This is a genomic window from Thermotoga sp. (genome assembly GCF_021162145.1).
GTDB lineage: Bacteria > Thermotogota > Thermotogae > Thermotogales > Thermotogaceae > Thermotoga.
The window spans coordinates 1-16,334 of record NZ_JAGGZH010000044.1 but is presented as its reverse complement, the minus strand read 5'-3'; the positions used below and the strand labels follow the sequence as shown (position 1 = coordinate 16,334).

Below are 16,334 nucleotides of genomic sequence, written 5' to 3'. Positions count from 1 at the left end.
TGCTTGTTTTTGTGTTGAGCAAGAAACACCAAAACAGATGTTGAGGGAGACATGAGGTAAGAAGAAACAAAATTGCAACCACCGGCGATTGCACCCAGTCCCACCGCATCAGCCTCATTCAAAAGAATTTCCTCCCTTATGGAGGGTGATTTTTTTCAGCGACGAAATCTATCTTACCTGACAGCTTAAGACCTCTTTTGTATCCCTCCACAGCTTTTCCCCAACCACAGGTGTCTTTCCTGTAATGTGATTTTTCAATCTTTTCGTTGTACCTTTTCCAAGAGGAACGAGAATGTCTATTCTGTCAATGAACGCACGCTCTCTCCTCGAGGAGACCCTGATCTCAGTGGTGCTGTTTCCGCCTCTCACGTGGGGCATGCACTCCTTAGTGGCAAACACGTGGAATCCATAGTTCTTTAGAATGCGCGCGAGAACATGCTCAACTGTTTGAATACCTTGCCCTGCTTCTCCACCCAAACCAACGCTCGCGTCTTTCATTCTTTCTTTTTGAATTTGTTCTTATAAAGAAGATCATCGGCTTTTCCAAGAACTTTTTCTATGGGTACAAAACCGTCTATCTCTTCGTATCCGAAAGAAAAGTTCAGCTCGAAGGGAAGATCCAGTTTTTTCAGATTCTCTTTCAATCTTTTCAGAACATCGTGGACACTTTCTTTATCGCTCTCTGTGAGAACCAGGAGAAACTCATCCCCACCGTATCTGAAAACAAGGTCTGATTCTCGAACCGTTTCCCTCAAGGCCTTTACAAATCTCTTGAGAGCCTTGTCTCCCATGAGGTGGCCGTAGGTGTCGTTTATCGTCTTGAGACCATCCACATCCAGTATCACTAGAACAGACTTTCTCTGATACCTTCTCAGCCATGCCATGTGGGAGAAGATCCACTCGTTGAAGTAGTGTCTTGTGTAAGCACCGGTTAAGGGATCCCTCATCGCCATTTCCCGGTACTTCTTGTGTAACTGATATTCTCTGAGGTACAGGTATACTACCTCGCCAAAAGTATTGAGGACACCGAAGATGGAAGGTGGGATCTTTGTCTTTGAGGCAAATACCAAACGGTAGAGTGGGGAGTCTTCTCCTCTTAGTTGAATGGCTACATAGTGGGTGCCTTCTCTTTGGATCTCCTCTATCTTTTCCGCCGTCTCTTTGAAATCGAACGCGGGTGTTTTCTTCAGACCAATAGAAAAGACAGCGATATTTCCTTTGAAAACAGCCCCTCCTGAGAAGATCTCGCTTGCCTCTATCATTTTTTGGAGTGATTCTTTCAAGAAATCTTCAATAGACACCTGCTTTCTGAAAAGAAGCAAGAGTGTGAGAATCGTGCTTATAATCTTTTGAAAATGATGTTCACTTTCCAGAGATTTTTTCAAAAGAAAGTAGGTGTTCGCTAGGCTTCCAAGAAGCTTGAGAGTCTTTTTCGAGAGCTCCGAAAACTGACTATGTGGAGAATCGAGTGCGATGCTTCCAAGGAACTCATCCCCCGCAAATAGGCCAACAACGAGACTCTTTTTCGTACCCTGGAGGATCTTCAGGAAAAACCTCTCCATGTCCTCTGGAAAAAGGCTTCTGACGTATTCCAGAAAATTTATTTCGACGGGTTCCCTTCCTGCACGAAACAAGTATCTTGCGGGAAATCTTCTTCCGTGGAGATCCATCGTGTGTCCCTTCAACGCAACGAAGATCCAGTCCCCTTCACTCGTGATGCGTGACACGCTTCCCTTTTTCGCTTCGGGTACCACGGACATGGCAATGTCCAGGATCGTTTGAAAAAAATCTTCTTCTAACATGTTCGGATCGAGTCTGGACAGGCTTTCCACGATAGTGTTGAATCTCTTTTCGAGCTGTGAATAGTTTTTCGTTCGCTTTGTTATGAAAAAGAAAAGAAAAGCGGCAAACCCGAGCGCCGCCATAGAAAAGAAGAACAACACGTGCACCGTTTCATCTCCTCACAGCTCCAACGACTCACCGGGCTCCAGTATCACGCACTTGACACCTTCTTCTTCCGCTTTTTTCTTGAAAAGCTTCACGTCGGCGAATATGATTTCCCAGGTCCCGTAGTGTATGGGTACTACCTTCCTGGGTTTTATCATCGAAACTGCCCTGACGGCATCCTCTACGTCCATGACAAAGTTTCCACCGATGGGAAGGAACGCAACGTCCACGTTTTCCTCCCTCAGGAGTTCCATATCTTTCGTCAGACCGGTGTCCCCTGCGTGGTACACCTTCTTTCCTTCCGTCGTGACGAGAAAGCCACCGGGATTTCCTCCGTAGATCATACTTTCTCCATCCAGTATTCCAGATCCGTGAAGAGCGGGTGTCATTTTCACCTTCCCAAAGTCGAATAGATAACTCCCTCCAATGTGCATGGCATGAGTCTTCGCACCTTTCTTGCCGAGATACTGGCAGATCTCGTAGTTGGAGATCACCGTGGCGTCGCTTTCCTTCGCTATCTCCAAAGCGTCTCCGAGATGGTCACCATGCCCGTGGGTCACTAGAATGTAGTCTATCTTCGGAAGGTCTTTCAGCTTTACAGGACACACTGGATTTCCCGTTATGAAGGGATCGATGATGATGTTCTTTTCTCCTTCTATCAGTACAGTTGCGTGCCCGAGAAATGTAATCTTCATTCTACCACCCCCTTCTCAAATTATACTCTTTTTTGAAATTAACGATTGAGGGAAAACAAGAAAGTTTTTCCTTTTATTAACTGGAGTTTTTTCTTCTATGATGTTAGAATTGTTTTGCGCAAATCCTTTCTGGGAGGTGAGCATCGAGTGGAAGGTACCAGTCTTCCCCCGTAGTAATAAAGGCAGGGAGGTGTGAAGATGAAGGTCAGAGTAGAGATCGATCTTCGGGAACTGATCGAAAAGGGTGACTTCAAAACGTTGAAGAGAGTCCTAGAACAACAGGATCCCGCCGATGTGGAGGAGATGATCGAAAAACTCCCACCTGACTTGAAGGTGATAGTCTTCAGGCTCCTTCCCAAAGACAAGGCGGCCGAAGTTTTCAGTGAGCTTGAACCTGATGATCAGATGGAACTCATAAAGCTCTTCAGAGAGGAGCGTTTGAAAGAGATTTTCGAGTCCATGGACCCAGACGACAGAGTGGAGTTACTCGAAGAGATGCCAGCGAACGTGGTGAAAAAGCTTCTCTCTTATCTCTCGCCTCAGGAGCGTGAAGAGTTACTCTACATTCTCAACTATCCGGAGGACTCCGCGGCAAGACTTGCTACCACCGAATATGTGGAGCTCTTCGAAGACATAACAGTTCAGGAAGCACTGGACAAGGTGAGAAAAGAGGGAAAGAAAAAAGAGAACATCTACTCCCTCATGGTGATAGACAGGACAAGGAAGCTTAAGGGAACCGTTGAACTCAGAGACCTGATTGTCGCCGAACCAGGTCAGAAGGTATCTGAGATCATGAAGAAAGATCCCGTGTTTGTCCATGCCACCGACGACCAGGAAATCGCAGCAGAGATCATGAAGAAGTACGACCTGATCATACTACCGGTGGTCGACAGCGAAGAGAGGCTGATAGGCGTGATCACCTTCGACGACATCGTGGACGTCATCGAAGAAGAGGCAACAGAAGATATCCAGAAGATGGCCTCTATGAGCGCCACCTACACGTCTTATTTCCACACTCCTACATGGAAGTTGATCCTCAAAAGGTCCCCATGGCTCGTTGTGTTGCTTCTCCTTGAGAGTGTAAACGCTAGCGTTATCTCGAGTTACAAAGAGTTTCTCGCTTCGATACCGGTGATAGCGGCCTTCATTCCCACTATGATTGATTCTGCTGGAAACACGGGTACCCAGGTGTCGGCGCTCATGATAAGGAGTTTTACTCTGAATGAAATAGCTATGAAAGACTGGTGGAAAGTTCTGTTGAGGGAATCGATGATTGGTTCCACTCTGGGTCTGATTCTCGCAGGTGTATTGTACCTGAGAGCTTTCCTAATCTCCACCGATCCCACTTTGAACTTCGCTGTTGCAACAGCCCTTCTTGTGCTGATACTGTATGCGAACGTGATGGGAGCTCTCCTGCCGTTCATTGCCCGGGTTTTCAGGATAGACCCGGCCTTCATGGCAGGACCTCTTCTCACCACGATCGTCGACGTGACCGGGATCATGATATACTTCTACGTGGTTCACAGTTTCTTAACGTGAAGAGGGAAGAGAATGGTCAAATTTTTGATCAAAATCGGTTTGTTAGTAGTTTCTTTCGTAGTGTTCTTTTCCAACGCCCTCCTCGGGCTATTTTTCTTTTTCCTCCTCTCACTGCCTCTGGTGAGGAACGCCGTTCTTGGAAGATTGCCAGTGAAACTGAAAAGGAACGTCACCGGCAGGATCTTCACTTACGAGTACAGAGAAGGCCTGAAAATGGACATCTACTATCCGTCTATGAAGAGGGAAAAGTATCCGTTCGTTCTCTTTGCACACGGAGGTGGATGGATCTCCGGTTACAGAAGGCAGCCCAACAACGTTTCGTGGTACAGGTTTTTGAACGCCAGCGGCTTTGCTGTGGCAACCTTTGATTACAGGTACGGTTATCTTCACTTCGTTGAGGATATTCTGGAAGATTTAAAAAGTGCCATCATCTTCCTGAACAACAACAGAGAGAAGTTGAAGATGAAAACCCTTAACCTTATGGGACTTTCCGCTGGTGGACATCTGGTTCTGTACCACGCCATGAGAGCTTCGAAGGAAGGAAAGAGGGATTTCGATGGTCATGTGGTTGTATGGTACGCCCCGGGCGATCTACTCGACCTGTGGAGCATGGAAACAACCTCTCTTTTTGCAAGGTTTTCTGTTGCAACCACGCTAAAGGGTTCTCCCTTAAGAAAGCGAGAAGACTATGAGTTCTATTCACCTGTGCGCTGGGTAACTCCGGAAGCACCTCCCACCATGCTGGTTCATGGTATGAAGGACGATGTCGTTCCCTACATTTCTTCTGTTAAAATGTACAAAAAGCTCAGAGAGAACGGCGCTGTGGCGAAGCTGAAACTTCATCCAAAGGGAAGACACGGTTTCGAATTCGTCCTGAAGGATCCTCTAACTGTGAGGTTTATCTACGAAACTGTTTCCTTCCTGAAGAGGTGAGTAGGAGTGTTCGACGATGTGAAAATGCCCTCCGAGTATTCCGTGGGATACGTTCACAGGGGAAAGAAAATACGCGTTTCCATCCTGAAGTTCGATTCAACCTATTCCAGAGCAACGAAGGGCACGGATCCCGTAGAGGTGTACATTTTTTCCCCGAAAAGAAGAAAACAAGGTTCGGTGATGATACTTCAGGGGCTTGGAAGTCAAAACGTACTGTATCTCATCTGGATGGCACACTATCTTTCCAAAAGAGGAATAGAGGCGATACTTCCGGTCCTTCCAGGGAATTTCACACGCGTCGCCAGTAGCTCTGTGAGTGGGAAAGACTACTTTTCCTCCGACCTAGACAAGATGACCAGATTCTGGGAGCATGCGGTTGTGGACCTGCTGAGTCTCATGGAATTTTTGAAGGCAAGAAAAATGTGGCACGGGAGAAACTGTCTCTTTGGATACTGCCTTGGGGGAATGATCGCTGTTCTGCTCAACGCTCTGAGCAGTGATTTTAAAAAGACGGTGATCATGATGGCAGGAGGAGACTTTGCCACTCTGTTCTGGAAATCTCCCACTCTGTCTTTTGTGAGACGAGAACTGAAGAGCGGAAAAGAAACAAAACACAGAATGGCGAGTGAAGAGGAATTCCATAGCATTTACCAGAGGGATGTGAAGAAACTGGATGAATTTTCATCCGTTCAGGAAATGCTTTCTTCCGATATTCATCCTCTTTTGAAGATCGATCCCCTTGCCTACGCGAAGTTCGTGGACACCTCCAGGATAGTCATGATGGAAGCTATGTTCGACAGAGCCCTCCCGAAAAGCACACGGGACATTCTCTGGGAACATCTGGGAAAGCCTAAGAGGATAAAAATTCCCTCAAGTCATGTGAGCTGGCTTCCCTTTCAGATACTTATTGCCCGGTACGTGATGAAGCTCGTCAAAAAGCAAAGCATGGAGAATTGAAAGATTCACCCTCTCACTCATCTTCACACGCCACACATTGGTAGGCTCAGGCTCTCCACAGATGTCAACTCCCAGGATCTTTCTTTTTGGTATGCTTCGAATCACGTTGAGAAGCTCGTTCAGGCAAATCTTTCCCGAGTCCCATTTCGTTGCACCCACGTTCAGCACGTCCTTGTCGACACTCAGGTAAATCCGGTACCTTCCCGAAAGTTTCAATATCTTTTCTGGATCGGGATCTGAAAAGAAGATTCTGTGTATCTTTTCCTGTTTTTGGGCTCCTACCACAACTGCTCTGATCAAATTTTTCAGCTTCAAAGCCTTTTTAAGCCAGCTGTCACAGCTAAGCACCTCACTACTTTTTGCATCGAGATGTCGATCGAAAACGATGAGAACAAATGGCCTCCTTATTCGTCTGAGCAAAAGATAGGTGAGATGATGGAACTCCCCATCGCCAAGAAAGGTGATGCCCGGTCTTTCAGGGAGTATCTTCTCCACCTCGATCACCTTCTCCGGCAAGATCATGTACCTGACGCCGGTCATATTTCCAGAGAAAACGTAACTGGCCAGACTTTTCAAAGTGCTCTGCTCCTCGTACACTCCATCGAAATCCAAGATGTAGATACGAGGAGATGCCATGAAAACACCTCCTCAACCTTCCCCCATCCTTTCTACAGGAGACTTCAGAATGCCTTCCGAAATAGGTTTTTCTTTTTCTGCCATTTCAAGAAGACTTCTGGGATCTAGCTTTTTCTCCTCGAGCCCGTCCCTGTAAGCCTCTATCCAGCATCTCATGGTTCTGACTCCCACCTCTGTGTGGAACTGAAGCCCTACAGCCTCGTCGAAGACAAATCCCTAACTCTGGCAAGCATCTGAGTTTTTCGAGCCTTGCTCCTTTGGAGGTGTCCAGGTATTCGAAACCCCGGCCCTTTTCTTTGAGGATATCTTCATCCCGAGGTCCTCTATCTCGACGTGTCGAAGGCAAGCACTTTCGTGCTACAAGCTTCCTTCAAGGTGAATGTGGAAGATTCCATCTTTGAAGTTGAAGAAGAGCTTGGGGTTGACATCCGTCTCGAAAAGATTCCCCTCGATGGTTTTTGAAAGAAGACCATCTTTCTTCTCAACAAAATAGGAGGTTCCACCTGGCACTTTGAACAGGGCTTCCAGAACACTGTCTTCCGCCTCGAAGTAAAGAGGGACATTTGCTTTCTGAAAACTGAATTTTGCGTTCAGAACACAGTCCCTTGCTTCGATGCGTGTGAACCTGTTTTCTCTGAACTCACCCTTCATCGTGAAAGCACCGTTTTCGAAAGAAAGCTCGAACGTGCCTTTTGGTATCTCGATTTCCACCATCTTCGGACTCAATTTTCTCCAGAGAGAGCCCCTCACGATCAGATCTGAACCGATTTTTAATACTTCTATCCCGTCGGACGTGGATATCCTGAACTCTTCACCTTCGGAAAGATGCACGGTGAAGCCACCTTTTTTGAACAGGATTCTCTTCACACCTGTGAAAACCTGAGACTTCTCGAGCGTCGAAGCCGATTCATAAGGCCATGCAAGAAGCAGCACCAGAAAGACAACGAACACCCCGACACTCAGAAAGTACACCCATTTCTTCTTCAAACCAAGGTAGAGAAAGTACACCCCAAGAGTTATCAAAATCAGAGGCCAGAACAAACTAAGGTTGTGAAGTATTCTTGCAAAAAACGAAAAGGTGAAAGCATCAAGAAAAATGGACATGAGAAGTAACACACCGATGAAGACAAGAAAGATACCAAATATCACCCTCATTTTTCATTCCTCCTCAAAAGTAGAAGAACGCCGAATATCACGAGCAGAACGGCCAGTACCACCTTCCAGGATACGTTGAAGAGAAACGGAAGAAAGGCTGAAACAAGGAGGACAATTCCCAGAAAAATGAGTAAACCACCAAGAAGGATCTTCAACCCTTCCGTGTTTTGAAACTGTTTAGATTCTTCCTCTCTCTCTTCTCCCTCCTCAGGCATGATAAGCCACGCGACGATGTAGAGTAGAAGGCCAGCACCCCAGGCAAGTGTGATGAGCACCCAGATGAGCCTCACAAGCGTCGGATCAATCCCGAAGTACTCGGCGATTCCACCACAAACACCCGCTATGATCCTGTTCTTTTTTGACCTTTTGAGCTGTTTCATGTACATCCCCCCTTTGGGGAATTCTAACACAGGGGAAGATGAGACAGTGAGGCGCGGGTTGGGATTGGATGAGCGCCTAAAAAAGTGTTGGAATCTGAAGTGTTTCACGAGAGTTGAAAGTTCCTTCAAAACCGTGATATTTGGGGTTCCAGAAGAGAAGTTCATCTCTGCGCTGAACAGACCGTTCGGAGTTCAGATCGGCCAACTTCTGAAAAGATCTCCGTTCGATTTGATTGAATGTTATTCCTGTATGTGGTATTATTATGAAAAAAGAAAAGCGAGGTCGAGGGCTGTGGTCTCCGAAAGAATCTTTAAACCAGTCTTCAAATTGTTCAAACGAAGAACAGGCATACTGGCTTTCACCGGAATGATCATTCTTCTGTTTTATATCTTTCTTGCGATCTTTGCACCGCTCATTGCGCCTTACGATCCTACCGTTCGAGTAGGAAGATCTCTACAACCTCCTTCAGAGAAACACATATTCGGAACAGACAACTTGGGTCGAGATATTTTCAGCAGGGTGATATACGGTTCGAGAATCGCTCTCACGGTGGCTTTCCTCGCCGTTCTCATAGCATCCGCCATAGGCATTCCTCTAGGACTCCTTTCCGGTTATGTTGGAGGTGTCTTCGATCGCGTTTTGACCCTGGTGATGGATGCCATCTACTCCTTTCCGGGGTTGATTCTCGCCATAGCGGTTGCAGCGGTACTGGGGCCGGGGATAATGAACATAGCGATATCGATCGCTGTTGTCTACGCGCCTACCTATTTCAGAGTGGTTAGAAATCAGGTTGCGAGTGTGAAGAACGAACTTTATGTGGAGGCGGCGAGGGCACTTGGTGCAAAAGACTGGGAAATTCTTGTAAGATACGTACTTCCTAACATACTTCCTTCGGTTGTGGTGGTTCTCTCCATGAATCTTGCGGACGCGATCATGACAGAAGCTGGATTGAGTTTCCTAGGACTCGGAATAGCACCTCCAACTCCGGATTGGGGATTCGATCTCAGCAACGGACAGCGGTTTATTCTGAGCAGGGCCTGGTGGGGTGTTCTGTTCCCGGGACTTGCCATCATCACCTCCGTTCTTGGTTTTTCCATGTTCAGTGAGGGCATGAGCGAGATCATAAACCCAAATGTCGGGGAGAGAAGCAAATGAAAGTACTCGAGCTGAAGAACGTGAGTGTAAGGTATCGGACAGAAAAAGGTTTTGTGAGGGCTGTTGAAGGCGTCTCTTTTGATCTGGAAAAGGGGGAGACGCTGGGTCTTGTTGGTGAGTCCGGCTGTGGAAAATCGACCCTCGGCTTTGCCATCATGAAACTTCTTCCAAAGGGAACCATCGTGGAAGGAAGTATAAAGGTAGATGGAACAGATGTTTCTTCACTCTCGGATGAGGAGATGAGGCAAATCAGAGGTCCAAAGGTTTCCATGATATTCCAGGATCCGATGACGTCACTCAATCCGATCCTCAAGATAGAAGATCACTTCGTGGAAATGATCCTCACACATAGACCTGAGCTCAGCAGGGAAGATGCCAGGGAGCTTGCGGCAAAGGCCCTGGAGGACGTCGGTATAAACAGAAACAGGCTAGGGGATTATCCTTTCCAGTTCAGCGGTGGAATGAGACAGAGGGTGATGATCGCTCTCTCCATCGTTTTGAATCCCGACGTGTTGATCGCAGACGAGCCTACCACGTCTCTGGACGTGATAGTTCAGGCGCAGATAATGGAACTACTTGAGAAACTCTCCAAGGAGCACAACATGTCTATGATATTGATAACCCACGACATGGGTCTGGTTGCAGAGGCCGCAGATAGAGTTGGTGTGATGTACGCGGGCCATCTGGTGGAACTCGCCTCGAAGGAGAGAATCTTCACCAATCCCCTTCACCCTTACACCGTCGGTCTTCTGAAATCCATACCAAACACTAACGTGAGTGACAGGGAGTTAAAGTACATACCCGGTTCTCCCCCCGATCTGTCGGATCCACCGAAGGGTTGCAGGTTTGCACCAAGATGTGAAAAAGCAATGGAGATCTGCCGTGAAAAGGTTCCACCCGAGCTCGAAATCGAAGGAACGCGGGTGAAATGCTGGCTCTACGGAGGAGATCAGAATGGTGCTCGTTGAGGTGAAAAAACTGAAGAAGTACTTTCCCGTGAGGCGGGGACCGATCGACGTGATACTGAGAAAACCAAAGAAGTTTGTGAAAGCAGTCGATGGTGTGAGTTTCCAGATCGAGAAAGGAAAAAGTCTGGGATTGGTAGGGGAGTCCGGTTCCGGAAAGACCACAACCGGTAGGGTAATTCTGAGGCTGGAAGAACCGACGGCCGGCACGATTCTGTTCGATGGAAAGGACATCACGAAGCTTTCAAAAGAAGAGATGAGAAAGCTGAGGAAGGATATGCAGATCATCTTCCAGGATCCGATGGCCTCTTTGAATCCGTACATGAAGGTGGGAAAAGCTATAGAACACGCCCTTGAGATACACGGGATCGGTGACAGATCATCGAGGAAAGAAATGGTTCTCGAGATGCTTCGGAGAGTGAATTTGGAACCTGCGGAAGAGTTCTACAGGAGGTATCCGAAGGAACTCTCGGGAGGGCAGAGACAGAGGGTGGTCATAGCGCGCGCCCTGATCCTGAAGCCCCGCTTCGTGGTCGCCGATGAAGCAGTGGCCATGCTCGATGTGTCTGTAAGATCGCAGCTTCTCAAACTACTCCAGGACCTCCGAAAAGAATTCAACCTCACCATGCTTTTCATTACGCATGACCTTGCCACAACAAAGTACGTGTGCGACGAGATAGCTGTTATGTACCTTGGAAAGATAGTGGAGATAGGTAGCTTCGAGGACATCTATGTGAATCCAAAGCATCCGTACACCCAGGCTCTCATCTCCGCTGTCCCTGAACCCACTCTCGAAAAAAAGAGGAAGTTCATACCCGAAGGAGAGACCCCAAATCCAATAGACGTGCCATCTGGATGCAGATTCCATCCCAGGTGTCCCTACAGAATGGATGTATGTTTGAAGAAAGAACCTCAACTCAAGGTACTGGAGAGAAATCACAGGGTGGCGTGTCATCTCTACATCTGAAGGGAGGTAGTGGGTATGAGGAAGCTTGTCTGGTTGTTTCTGGTCTTGGCGGTGACACTCTCGTTTGCGGCGAAAGACATCATCGTGGTGGGTACCACGGACAAGATCAGAACTCTCGATCCTGCCAACTGTTACGATTACTTTTCCTCGAACATACTCCAAAACGTCATGGTTGGGCTGGTTGACTATGAGATAGGAACCAGCAACCTGAAACCGATGCTCGCAGAAAGATGGGATGTCGATGAAACGGGAACCGTCTACACATTCTATCTGAGGAAGGACGCACAGTTCGAGGATGGAACACCGATCGACGCACACGTGTTCAAGTACTCTTTTGACAGAGTTATGAAGCTCAACGGGGATCCTGCGTTTCTGCTTTCGGACATAATTGAGAAAACAGAGGTGGTTGACGATTACACGTTCCGCGTGACACTGAAGTACCCATTCTCTGCGTTCGTCTCCGTTCTCGGTTACACCGTGGCCTATCCGGTGAACCCGAAAGTTTATCCTGCCGATTCTTTCTACGAAGGAGTGCCCTCAGCCTCCGGCCCTTACAGGGTTAAAGAGTGGATCAGAGACGTAAGGATTGTTCTTGAGGCCAATCCGAACTACTTCGGTGAAAAACCCAAGACGAAGACCATCGTGATCAACTTCTACGAGAGCGCCTCCACCCTCAGACTGGCACTCGAAACAGGAGAGATCGATGTCGCTTACAGGCATCTCGATCCGAGGGATATCATCGATCTTGAAGGAAGAGAGGATATTGTTGTCTACAAAGGGAACAGCCCACAAATCAGATATCTCGTGATAAACGTGACGCAGCCTCCGTTCGACAACGTGAAGGTAAGGCAAGCACTCGCTTATGCAGTCGACAGATCTGTCATCGTTGAAGATGTGTTCGCGGAACTCGCAAAACCACTGTACTCGATGATCCCGGAGGGTATATGGGGACACAAAAATGTCTTGCCTGAAAGGGATCTGGAGAAAGCCAGAGCACTCCTCAAAGAAGCTGGTTACGACAAAAACAATCCGCTCACGATTGACCTCTGGTACACACCCACGCATTACGGAACGACGGAAGCGGACGTTGCTCAGGTGCTGAAGGAATCCCTCGAGGAAACAGGGGTCATAAAGGTGAATCTAAAGTACGCCGAGTGGTCCACCTACGTGGAATACTTCCTGAACGGCACCATGGGATTGTTCCTGCTTGGATGGTATCCAGACTACCTCGATCCAGACGATTACGTGTGGCCCTTCCTGAGCGAAAGTGGTGCGAAGTCTCTGGGAAGCTTCTATTCGAACTCAGAAGTGGAAAACCTCATGATAGAAGCTAGAAAACTCACCGATCAGGAGAAGAGAGCTGAGATCTACTACAAGGTGCAGGAAATCCTCGCCAGAGACGTCCCCTACATACCCCTCTGGCAGGGTGTTGCAACCTGTGCAGCGAAAAAGCAGGTGAAGGGAATTCTGCTTGAACCCACGCAGATATTTAGATACTACATACTCTACTGGGAGGAGTGAACCCTTGCCGCCCCTTCCGGGGCGGCTTTTGGAGGTGCCACGATGTCTCTCAAGAACTATGTGATAACAAGGGTGATTCTTGCCGTTCCGATGGTTCTCATTTTGCTTGCCCTCATATTCCTGATCCTCAGAATCGTACCGGGTGATCCTGTGATCGCCATTCTCGGGGGAAAGGCTCCAAAGGAAGTGATAGAACAAAAAAGGCACGAACTTGGCCTGGACAAACCCATCGTTGTTCAGTTCTTTGATTATATCGGAGGGCTTCTCAAAGGTGACCTTGGAAAATCCACCTTGACCGGAAGACCCATCTGGGATGAAATCAAAGAGAGATTTCCGGCAACACTGGAGCTCACGCTCTTCTCCTTCGTTATAGCCGTTCTTGTAGGTATTTTCTGGGGAAGCTTTGCCGCGTATAAGAGGGACAGTGGTGTCGATATAGGTGCCAGGATGTTCTCAATGGTGATGTACGCCGTTCCAGTGTTCTGGTTCGGTTTGATGATGCAGTACATCTTCGGAGTTGTTCTGAGATTGCTTCCCGTGGGAGGAAGGATTTCCCCCACCGTAGATCTGAAAGTGATAACAGGTATCTATTCAATAGATGCTCTTCTGACGGGAAATTGGGATGCATTGAAAGACGTCTTCGAACATCTCTTTCTTCCAGGACTCACGCTCGGTCTCGTGATCTCCAGCATCTTCGTTCGTATGGTGAGAAACAACACCATTCTGACGCTCGGCCAAGACTTTGTGAAAGCTGCTCGTGCCCGCGGATTGAAGGAAAAGGTGGTCCTGTTCAGGTACGCTCTCAAGAACGCTCTGGTTCCCATATTCACTATGATGGGACTTCAGTTTGCTCTCCTTCTGGGAGGGGCGGTCCTCACTGAGACCACTTTCTCATGGCCAGGACTCGGAAGCTATCTTGTGATGAAGATCAGGTACAGGGATTTCCCTGCCATTCAGGGAACGGTGGTCTTCTTTGCACTGATCGTCGTGATGATAAGCATCCTTGTGGATGTGATCAACGCCCTGATAGACCCGAGAGTGAGGTATTGAAAAAGAGCGGGGGAATCCCGCTCACAGAAGCTCTTCTAGGTTTCTTTTCACCTCTTTTATGAACTCCTCGAGCGTCACATACCTGTCGATCGGTGGGTCTGTGAAGGGCTGAAGGTCCTTCGTGATTACACCCGACTCTATGGTTTTTATAACTGCTTTCTCCAGCTTGTCGGCAAACTCACATACCTCAGGTGTGTTGTCGAATTCTCCTCTTTTTTTGATCGCCCCGGTCCAGGCAAAAATAGAGGCGGTTGGATTCGTCGAAGTTTTCTCACCTTTCAGGTATCTGTAGTAGTGTCTTCTCACCGTGCCATGAGCGGCTTCGAACTCGTAAACACCATCGGGCGAGACGAGGACCGATGTCATAAGACCGAGGCTCCCAAAACCAGCGGCGATCATATCGGACATGATGTCCCCTTCATAATTCATACAGGCCCAGAGCATTCCTCCCTCGCTTCTCAGAATCTGGGCAGCTGCATCGTCGATGAGCAGGTACCTGTAGTTCACTCCGGCCTTTTCAAGGTCTTCCTTCCTTTTGTCCACCTCTTCCTGAAAGATATCCTTGAAATACGCATGGTACACCTTTGAGATCGTGTCTTTCGTTGCAAACCAGATGTCTACTTTCTCTGAGATCGCATAGTTGATACACGACTGTGCAAAACTCCTGATGGATCTTTCAAGGTTGTGCATTGCCATCACAACACCGTTTCCTTCAAACCTGTGGACCAGCAGGGCTTTATTTTCTCTGCTCCTCACCACGAGTTCAACTTCTGCTGGACCTTTTACCCTTGCCTCCACTGCATTGTATATATCTCCGTAGGCGTGCCTTCCGATGATGATAGGCTTTTTCCAACGCTTCACGAGGGGTGGCACGTTCTTCACCATGATAGGCTTTCTGAAGACAGTGCCATCGAGATAGGCTCTGATTGTGGCGTTTGGACTCTTCCAGGCTTTTTTCAGGTTGTACTCCTTCACCCTCTCTGCATCAGGCGTGATTGTTGCGCACTTTACACCGACACGGTACCGTTTTATCGCTTTTGCTGCCTCGATCGTTATCTGATCGTCCGTCTCGTCTCGCTTTTTTATCCCAAGATCAAAGTAGACCAGAGGAATGTCAAGATAGGGAAGGATGATCTCTTCCTTGATCATCTTCCACATCACACGCGCCATCTCATCACCATCGAGTTCGACGATGGGATTCATGACCTTTATTTTCTCCACGCCTCGTACCTCCCTTTCTGTGATGGTTGCTATTACTAATGATACCATCCCTTTTTAGTTCCCAGTCATAAAGTTCTCTTATCTCGTCTATCACCCCTGTGAAAGCCTCGACAACATCAGGAGAATAGGATATTCCTGAAAGATTTCTTATCTCTTCGGCAGCTTCATCGAAGCTTTTTTTAGCTTTGTAAGGTCTGTGGGAGACCATAGCATCGAGACTGTCCGCCACTGCGACTATCTGGGCAGAAAGAGGTATTTCATCACCCTTCAGCCCGTGTGGGTATCCTTTCCCGTTCCATCTTTCATGGTGGTAGAGGGATACTTCAGCAGCAAGTGATAGAACAGGGGATCTCGAACCTTTAAGTAATTCGTATCCAAATATCGTGTGCAGTTTCATGATCTCGAATTCCTCATCTGTGAGTTTTCCTCTTTTCAGCAGAATTGCTTCCGGTACGAACACTTTCCCCATATCGTGGAGCGGAGCCGCCTTCTCCAGCAATTCCACAAACACTTGGGACGATCCCATTTTTTCCGCTATCAGAGCACTTATTCTTCCAACCCTCTGAGTGTGTGTGTGGATTTCGTAATCTTTGAGTTCTATAACCTTCGACACCACAGCGAGTAGCTCCTGAGCGAGTACTTCTTTTTCTTTTCTGAGTGTCTCCAATTCACAAACAAGATTTTCTTCCTCTTTCATGTACCTTGCTATTTCTCTTTGTTGAAGTCTCACAATGCTGATCTGCTTCATCATTCTACACATTTTTGCTTCATGAAATCTTCTTACGAGGATCATGTGCTCTATCACACCGATGAGTTCACAGGGATTGATGGGTTTGAATATCACATCGTCAACACCGAGATCTGCCAGTATCTCCAACCACTCTTCGTTGTATGGAATTGCCACAAGAATGAATCTGTTTGTATTCGATCTCATCTCTTTTATCTCCTTTGTCAGCCTGTCCGTTAGTCCGTTCAGCTCAAGAAAGATTCCCTCCACTTCGTTCAATCTCTTGTTTATGTTTCTTTCGTTGCACTGCACGATTTCTACGCCGATCTTTGATAGCATATCTTCCAGCCATGCCACACTGCTATCTTCTGTATAAAAAAGCAACCGCATCACACCACCTCTCATATTCTGAAGAACTCGATCCTCCTCTGGAGATCCTGTGCAAGTTCAGCGAGATTCTGGGCAGAGGCAGAGAGCTCTTCGAG

General features: G+C 47.6%; 17 protein-coding genes. 8 read left to right on the top strand and 9 right to left on the bottom strand.

What is annotated here, in order from left to right:
- Positions 1-168: 168 nt before the first annotated feature.
- From J7K79_RS03605 to J7K79_RS03595, 3 genes are read right to left on the bottom strand one after another with little or no spacing between them, the layout of a single operon-like run.
- Positions 169-498: a 2-oxoacid:acceptor oxidoreductase family protein gene (locus J7K79_RS03605; protein WP_296905267.1), complete on the bottom strand. Its 330-nt coding sequence runs from the start codon at positions 496-498 to the stop codon at positions 169-171.
- The gene (locus J7K79_RS03600; RefSeq protein WP_296905265.1) at positions 495-1,949 is read right to left on the bottom strand and encodes a GGDEF domain-containing protein; all 1,455 of its coding nucleotides are present in this window, start codon (positions 1,947-1,949) and stop codon (positions 495-497) included. Before J7K79_RS03600 ends, J7K79_RS03605 begins: the two co-directional genes overlap by 4 nt.
- Before the next feature lie 12 nt (positions 1,950-1,961).
- A complete protein-coding gene (locus tag J7K79_RS03595; protein WP_296905263.1) occupies positions 1,962-2,642 on the bottom strand; it encodes a metal-dependent hydrolase in 681 nt (226 codons plus the stop codon).
- 198 nt (positions 2,643-2,840) lie between these two features.
- On the opposite strand from J7K79_RS03595, the gene mgtE reads away from it, so the two are divergent.
- From mgtE to J7K79_RS03580, 3 genes are read left to right on the top strand one after another with little or no spacing between them, the layout of a single operon-like run.
- On the top strand, positions 2,841-4,181 hold the full coding sequence (gene mgtE, locus J7K79_RS03590; RefSeq protein ID WP_296905261.1) for a magnesium transporter: 1,341 nt from the start codon (positions 2,841-2,843) through the stop codon (positions 4,179-4,181).
- A 12-nt stretch (positions 4,182-4,193) separates the two neighbouring features.
- Positions 4,194-5,114: an alpha/beta hydrolase gene (locus tag J7K79_RS03585; RefSeq protein ID WP_296905259.1), complete on the top strand. Its 921-nt coding sequence runs from the start codon at positions 4,194-4,196 to the stop codon at positions 5,112-5,114.
- Positions 5,115-5,120: 6 nt separating this feature from the next.
- Positions 5,121-6,071 carry an alpha/beta hydrolase gene (locus tag J7K79_RS03580; RefSeq protein WP_296905256.1) on the top strand — a complete coding sequence of 317 codons (951 nt, stop codon included), beginning with the start codon at positions 5,121-5,123 and terminating at the stop codon, positions 6,069-6,071.
- Here J7K79_RS03580 and J7K79_RS03575 read toward each other — a convergent pair.
- From J7K79_RS03575 to J7K79_RS03560, 4 genes are all read right to left on the bottom strand, one after another.
- Positions 5,985-6,707 (bottom strand): hypothetical protein, encoded by a 723-nt coding sequence (locus tag J7K79_RS03575; protein ID WP_296905254.1) that lies wholly within the window; start codon positions 6,705-6,707, stop codon positions 5,985-5,987. The genes J7K79_RS03580 and J7K79_RS03575 overlap by 87 nt on opposite strands.
- A 12-nt stretch (positions 6,708-6,719) precedes the next feature.
- Positions 6,720-6,863, bottom strand: a complete 144-nt coding sequence (locus J7K79_RS03570) for a hypothetical protein (RefSeq protein WP_296905252.1) — start codon at positions 6,861-6,863, stop codon at positions 6,720-6,722.
- 201 nt (positions 6,864-7,064) lie between these two features.
- Positions 7,065-7,862, bottom strand: coding sequence for a hypothetical protein (locus J7K79_RS03565; RefSeq protein ID WP_296905250.1), 798 nt, complete (start codon positions 7,860-7,862; stop codon positions 7,065-7,067).
- Complete coding sequence (locus tag J7K79_RS03560) at positions 7,859-8,242, bottom strand: PspC domain-containing protein (RefSeq protein ID WP_296905249.1); 384 nt, start codon at positions 8,240-8,242, stop codon at positions 7,859-7,861. The genes J7K79_RS03565 and J7K79_RS03560 overlap by 4 nt, the downstream gene beginning before the upstream one ends.
- 250 nt (positions 8,243-8,492) lie before the next feature.
- Between J7K79_RS03560 and J7K79_RS03555 the strand changes: the two genes are divergently transcribed.
- Genes J7K79_RS03555 through J7K79_RS03535 form a run of 5 tightly spaced genes read left to right on the top strand, consistent with a single transcriptional unit; the run spans position 8,493 to position 13,901 of the window.
- Entirely contained in the window at positions 8,493-9,398 is a 906-nt protein-coding gene (locus J7K79_RS03555) for an ABC transporter permease (protein ID WP_366932583.1), read from the top strand.
- Complete coding sequence (locus J7K79_RS03550; protein WP_296905245.1) at positions 9,395-10,366, top strand: ABC transporter ATP-binding protein; 972 nt, start codon at positions 9,395-9,397, stop codon at positions 10,364-10,366. The genes J7K79_RS03555 and J7K79_RS03550 overlap by 4 nt, the downstream gene beginning before the upstream one ends.
- A complete protein-coding gene (locus J7K79_RS03545; RefSeq protein WP_296905242.1) occupies positions 10,353-11,330 on the top strand; it encodes an ABC transporter ATP-binding protein in 978 nt (325 codons plus the stop codon). The genes J7K79_RS03550 and J7K79_RS03545 overlap by 14 nt, the downstream gene beginning before the upstream one ends.
- A 15-nt stretch (positions 11,331-11,345) precedes the next feature.
- Positions 11,346-12,851, top strand: a complete 1,506-nt coding sequence (locus J7K79_RS03540) for an ABC transporter substrate-binding protein (RefSeq protein ID WP_296905241.1) — start codon at positions 11,346-11,348, stop codon at positions 12,849-12,851.
- A gap of 42 nt (positions 12,852-12,893) precedes the next feature.
- Complete coding sequence (locus tag J7K79_RS03535) at positions 12,894-13,901, top strand: ABC transporter permease (protein ID WP_296905238.1); 1,008 nt, start codon at positions 12,894-12,896, stop codon at positions 13,899-13,901.
- 21 nt (positions 13,902-13,922) lie between these two features.
- Here the strand turns inward: J7K79_RS03535 and J7K79_RS03530 are convergent, their stop codons facing one another.
- Together J7K79_RS03530 and J7K79_RS03525 are read right to left on the bottom strand one after the other, a co-directional pair.
- Positions 13,923-15,122, bottom strand: coding sequence for an NADP-dependent isocitrate dehydrogenase (locus J7K79_RS03530; RefSeq protein WP_296905236.1), 1,200 nt, complete (start codon positions 15,120-15,122; stop codon positions 13,923-13,925).
- The gene (locus J7K79_RS03525) at positions 15,076-16,239 is read right to left on the bottom strand and encodes an HD domain-containing phosphohydrolase (RefSeq protein WP_296905234.1); all 1,164 of its coding nucleotides are present in this window, start codon (positions 16,237-16,239) and stop codon (positions 15,076-15,078) included. The genes J7K79_RS03530 and J7K79_RS03525 overlap by 47 nt, the downstream gene beginning before the upstream one ends.
- Between the last annotated feature and the right edge of the window lie 95 nt (positions 16,240-16,334).

What these genes read in the sequence shown, in the direction of transcription:
- J7K79_RS03605 (WP_296905267.1), bottom strand. Translation starts at nt 498, where the DNA reads ATGAAAGACGCGAGCGTTGGTTTGGGTGGAGAAGCAGGGCAAGGTATT.
- J7K79_RS03595 (WP_296905263.1), bottom strand. Translation starts at nt 2,642, where the DNA reads ATGAAGATTACATTTCTCGGGCACGCAACTGTACTGATAGAAGGAGAA.
- mgtE (WP_296905261.1), top strand. Translation starts at nt 2,841, where the DNA reads ATGAAGGTCAGAGTAGAGATCGATCTTCGGGAACTGATCGAAAAGGGT.
- J7K79_RS03585 (WP_296905259.1), top strand. Translation starts at nt 4,194, where the DNA reads ATGGTCAAATTTTTGATCAAAATCGGTTTGTTAGTAGTTTCTTTCGTA.
- J7K79_RS03575 (WP_296905254.1), bottom strand. Translation starts at nt 6,707, where the DNA reads ATGGCATCTCCTCGTATCTACATCTTGGATTTCGATGGAGTGTACGAG.
- J7K79_RS03570 (WP_296905252.1), bottom strand. Translation starts at nt 6,863, where the DNA reads ATGAGATGCTGGATAGAGGCTTACAGGGACGGGCTCGAGGAGAAAAAG.
- J7K79_RS03565 (WP_296905250.1), bottom strand. Translation starts at nt 7,862, where the DNA reads ATGAGGGTGATATTTGGTATCTTTCTTGTCTTCATCGGTGTGTTACTT.
- J7K79_RS03560 (WP_296905249.1), bottom strand. Translation starts at nt 8,242, where the DNA reads ATGAAACAGCTCAAAAGGTCAAAAAAGAACAGGATCATAGCGGGTGTT.
- J7K79_RS03555 (WP_366932583.1), top strand. Translation starts at nt 8,493, where the DNA reads ATGTGGTATTATTATGAAAAAAGAAAAGCGAGGTCGAGGGCTGTGGTC.
- J7K79_RS03550 (WP_296905245.1), top strand. Translation starts at nt 9,395, where the DNA reads ATGAAAGTACTCGAGCTGAAGAACGTGAGTGTAAGGTATCGGACAGAA.
- J7K79_RS03545 (WP_296905242.1), top strand. Translation starts at nt 10,353, where the DNA reads ATGGTGCTCGTTGAGGTGAAAAAACTGAAGAAGTACTTTCCCGTGAGG.
- J7K79_RS03540 (WP_296905241.1), top strand. Translation starts at nt 11,346, where the DNA reads ATGAGGAAGCTTGTCTGGTTGTTTCTGGTCTTGGCGGTGACACTCTCG.
- J7K79_RS03535 (WP_296905238.1), top strand. Translation starts at nt 12,894, where the DNA reads ATGTCTCTCAAGAACTATGTGATAACAAGGGTGATTCTTGCCGTTCCG.
- J7K79_RS03525 (WP_296905234.1), bottom strand. Translation starts at nt 16,239, where the DNA reads ATGCGGTTGCTTTTTTATACAGAAGATAGCAGTGTGGCATGGCTGGAA.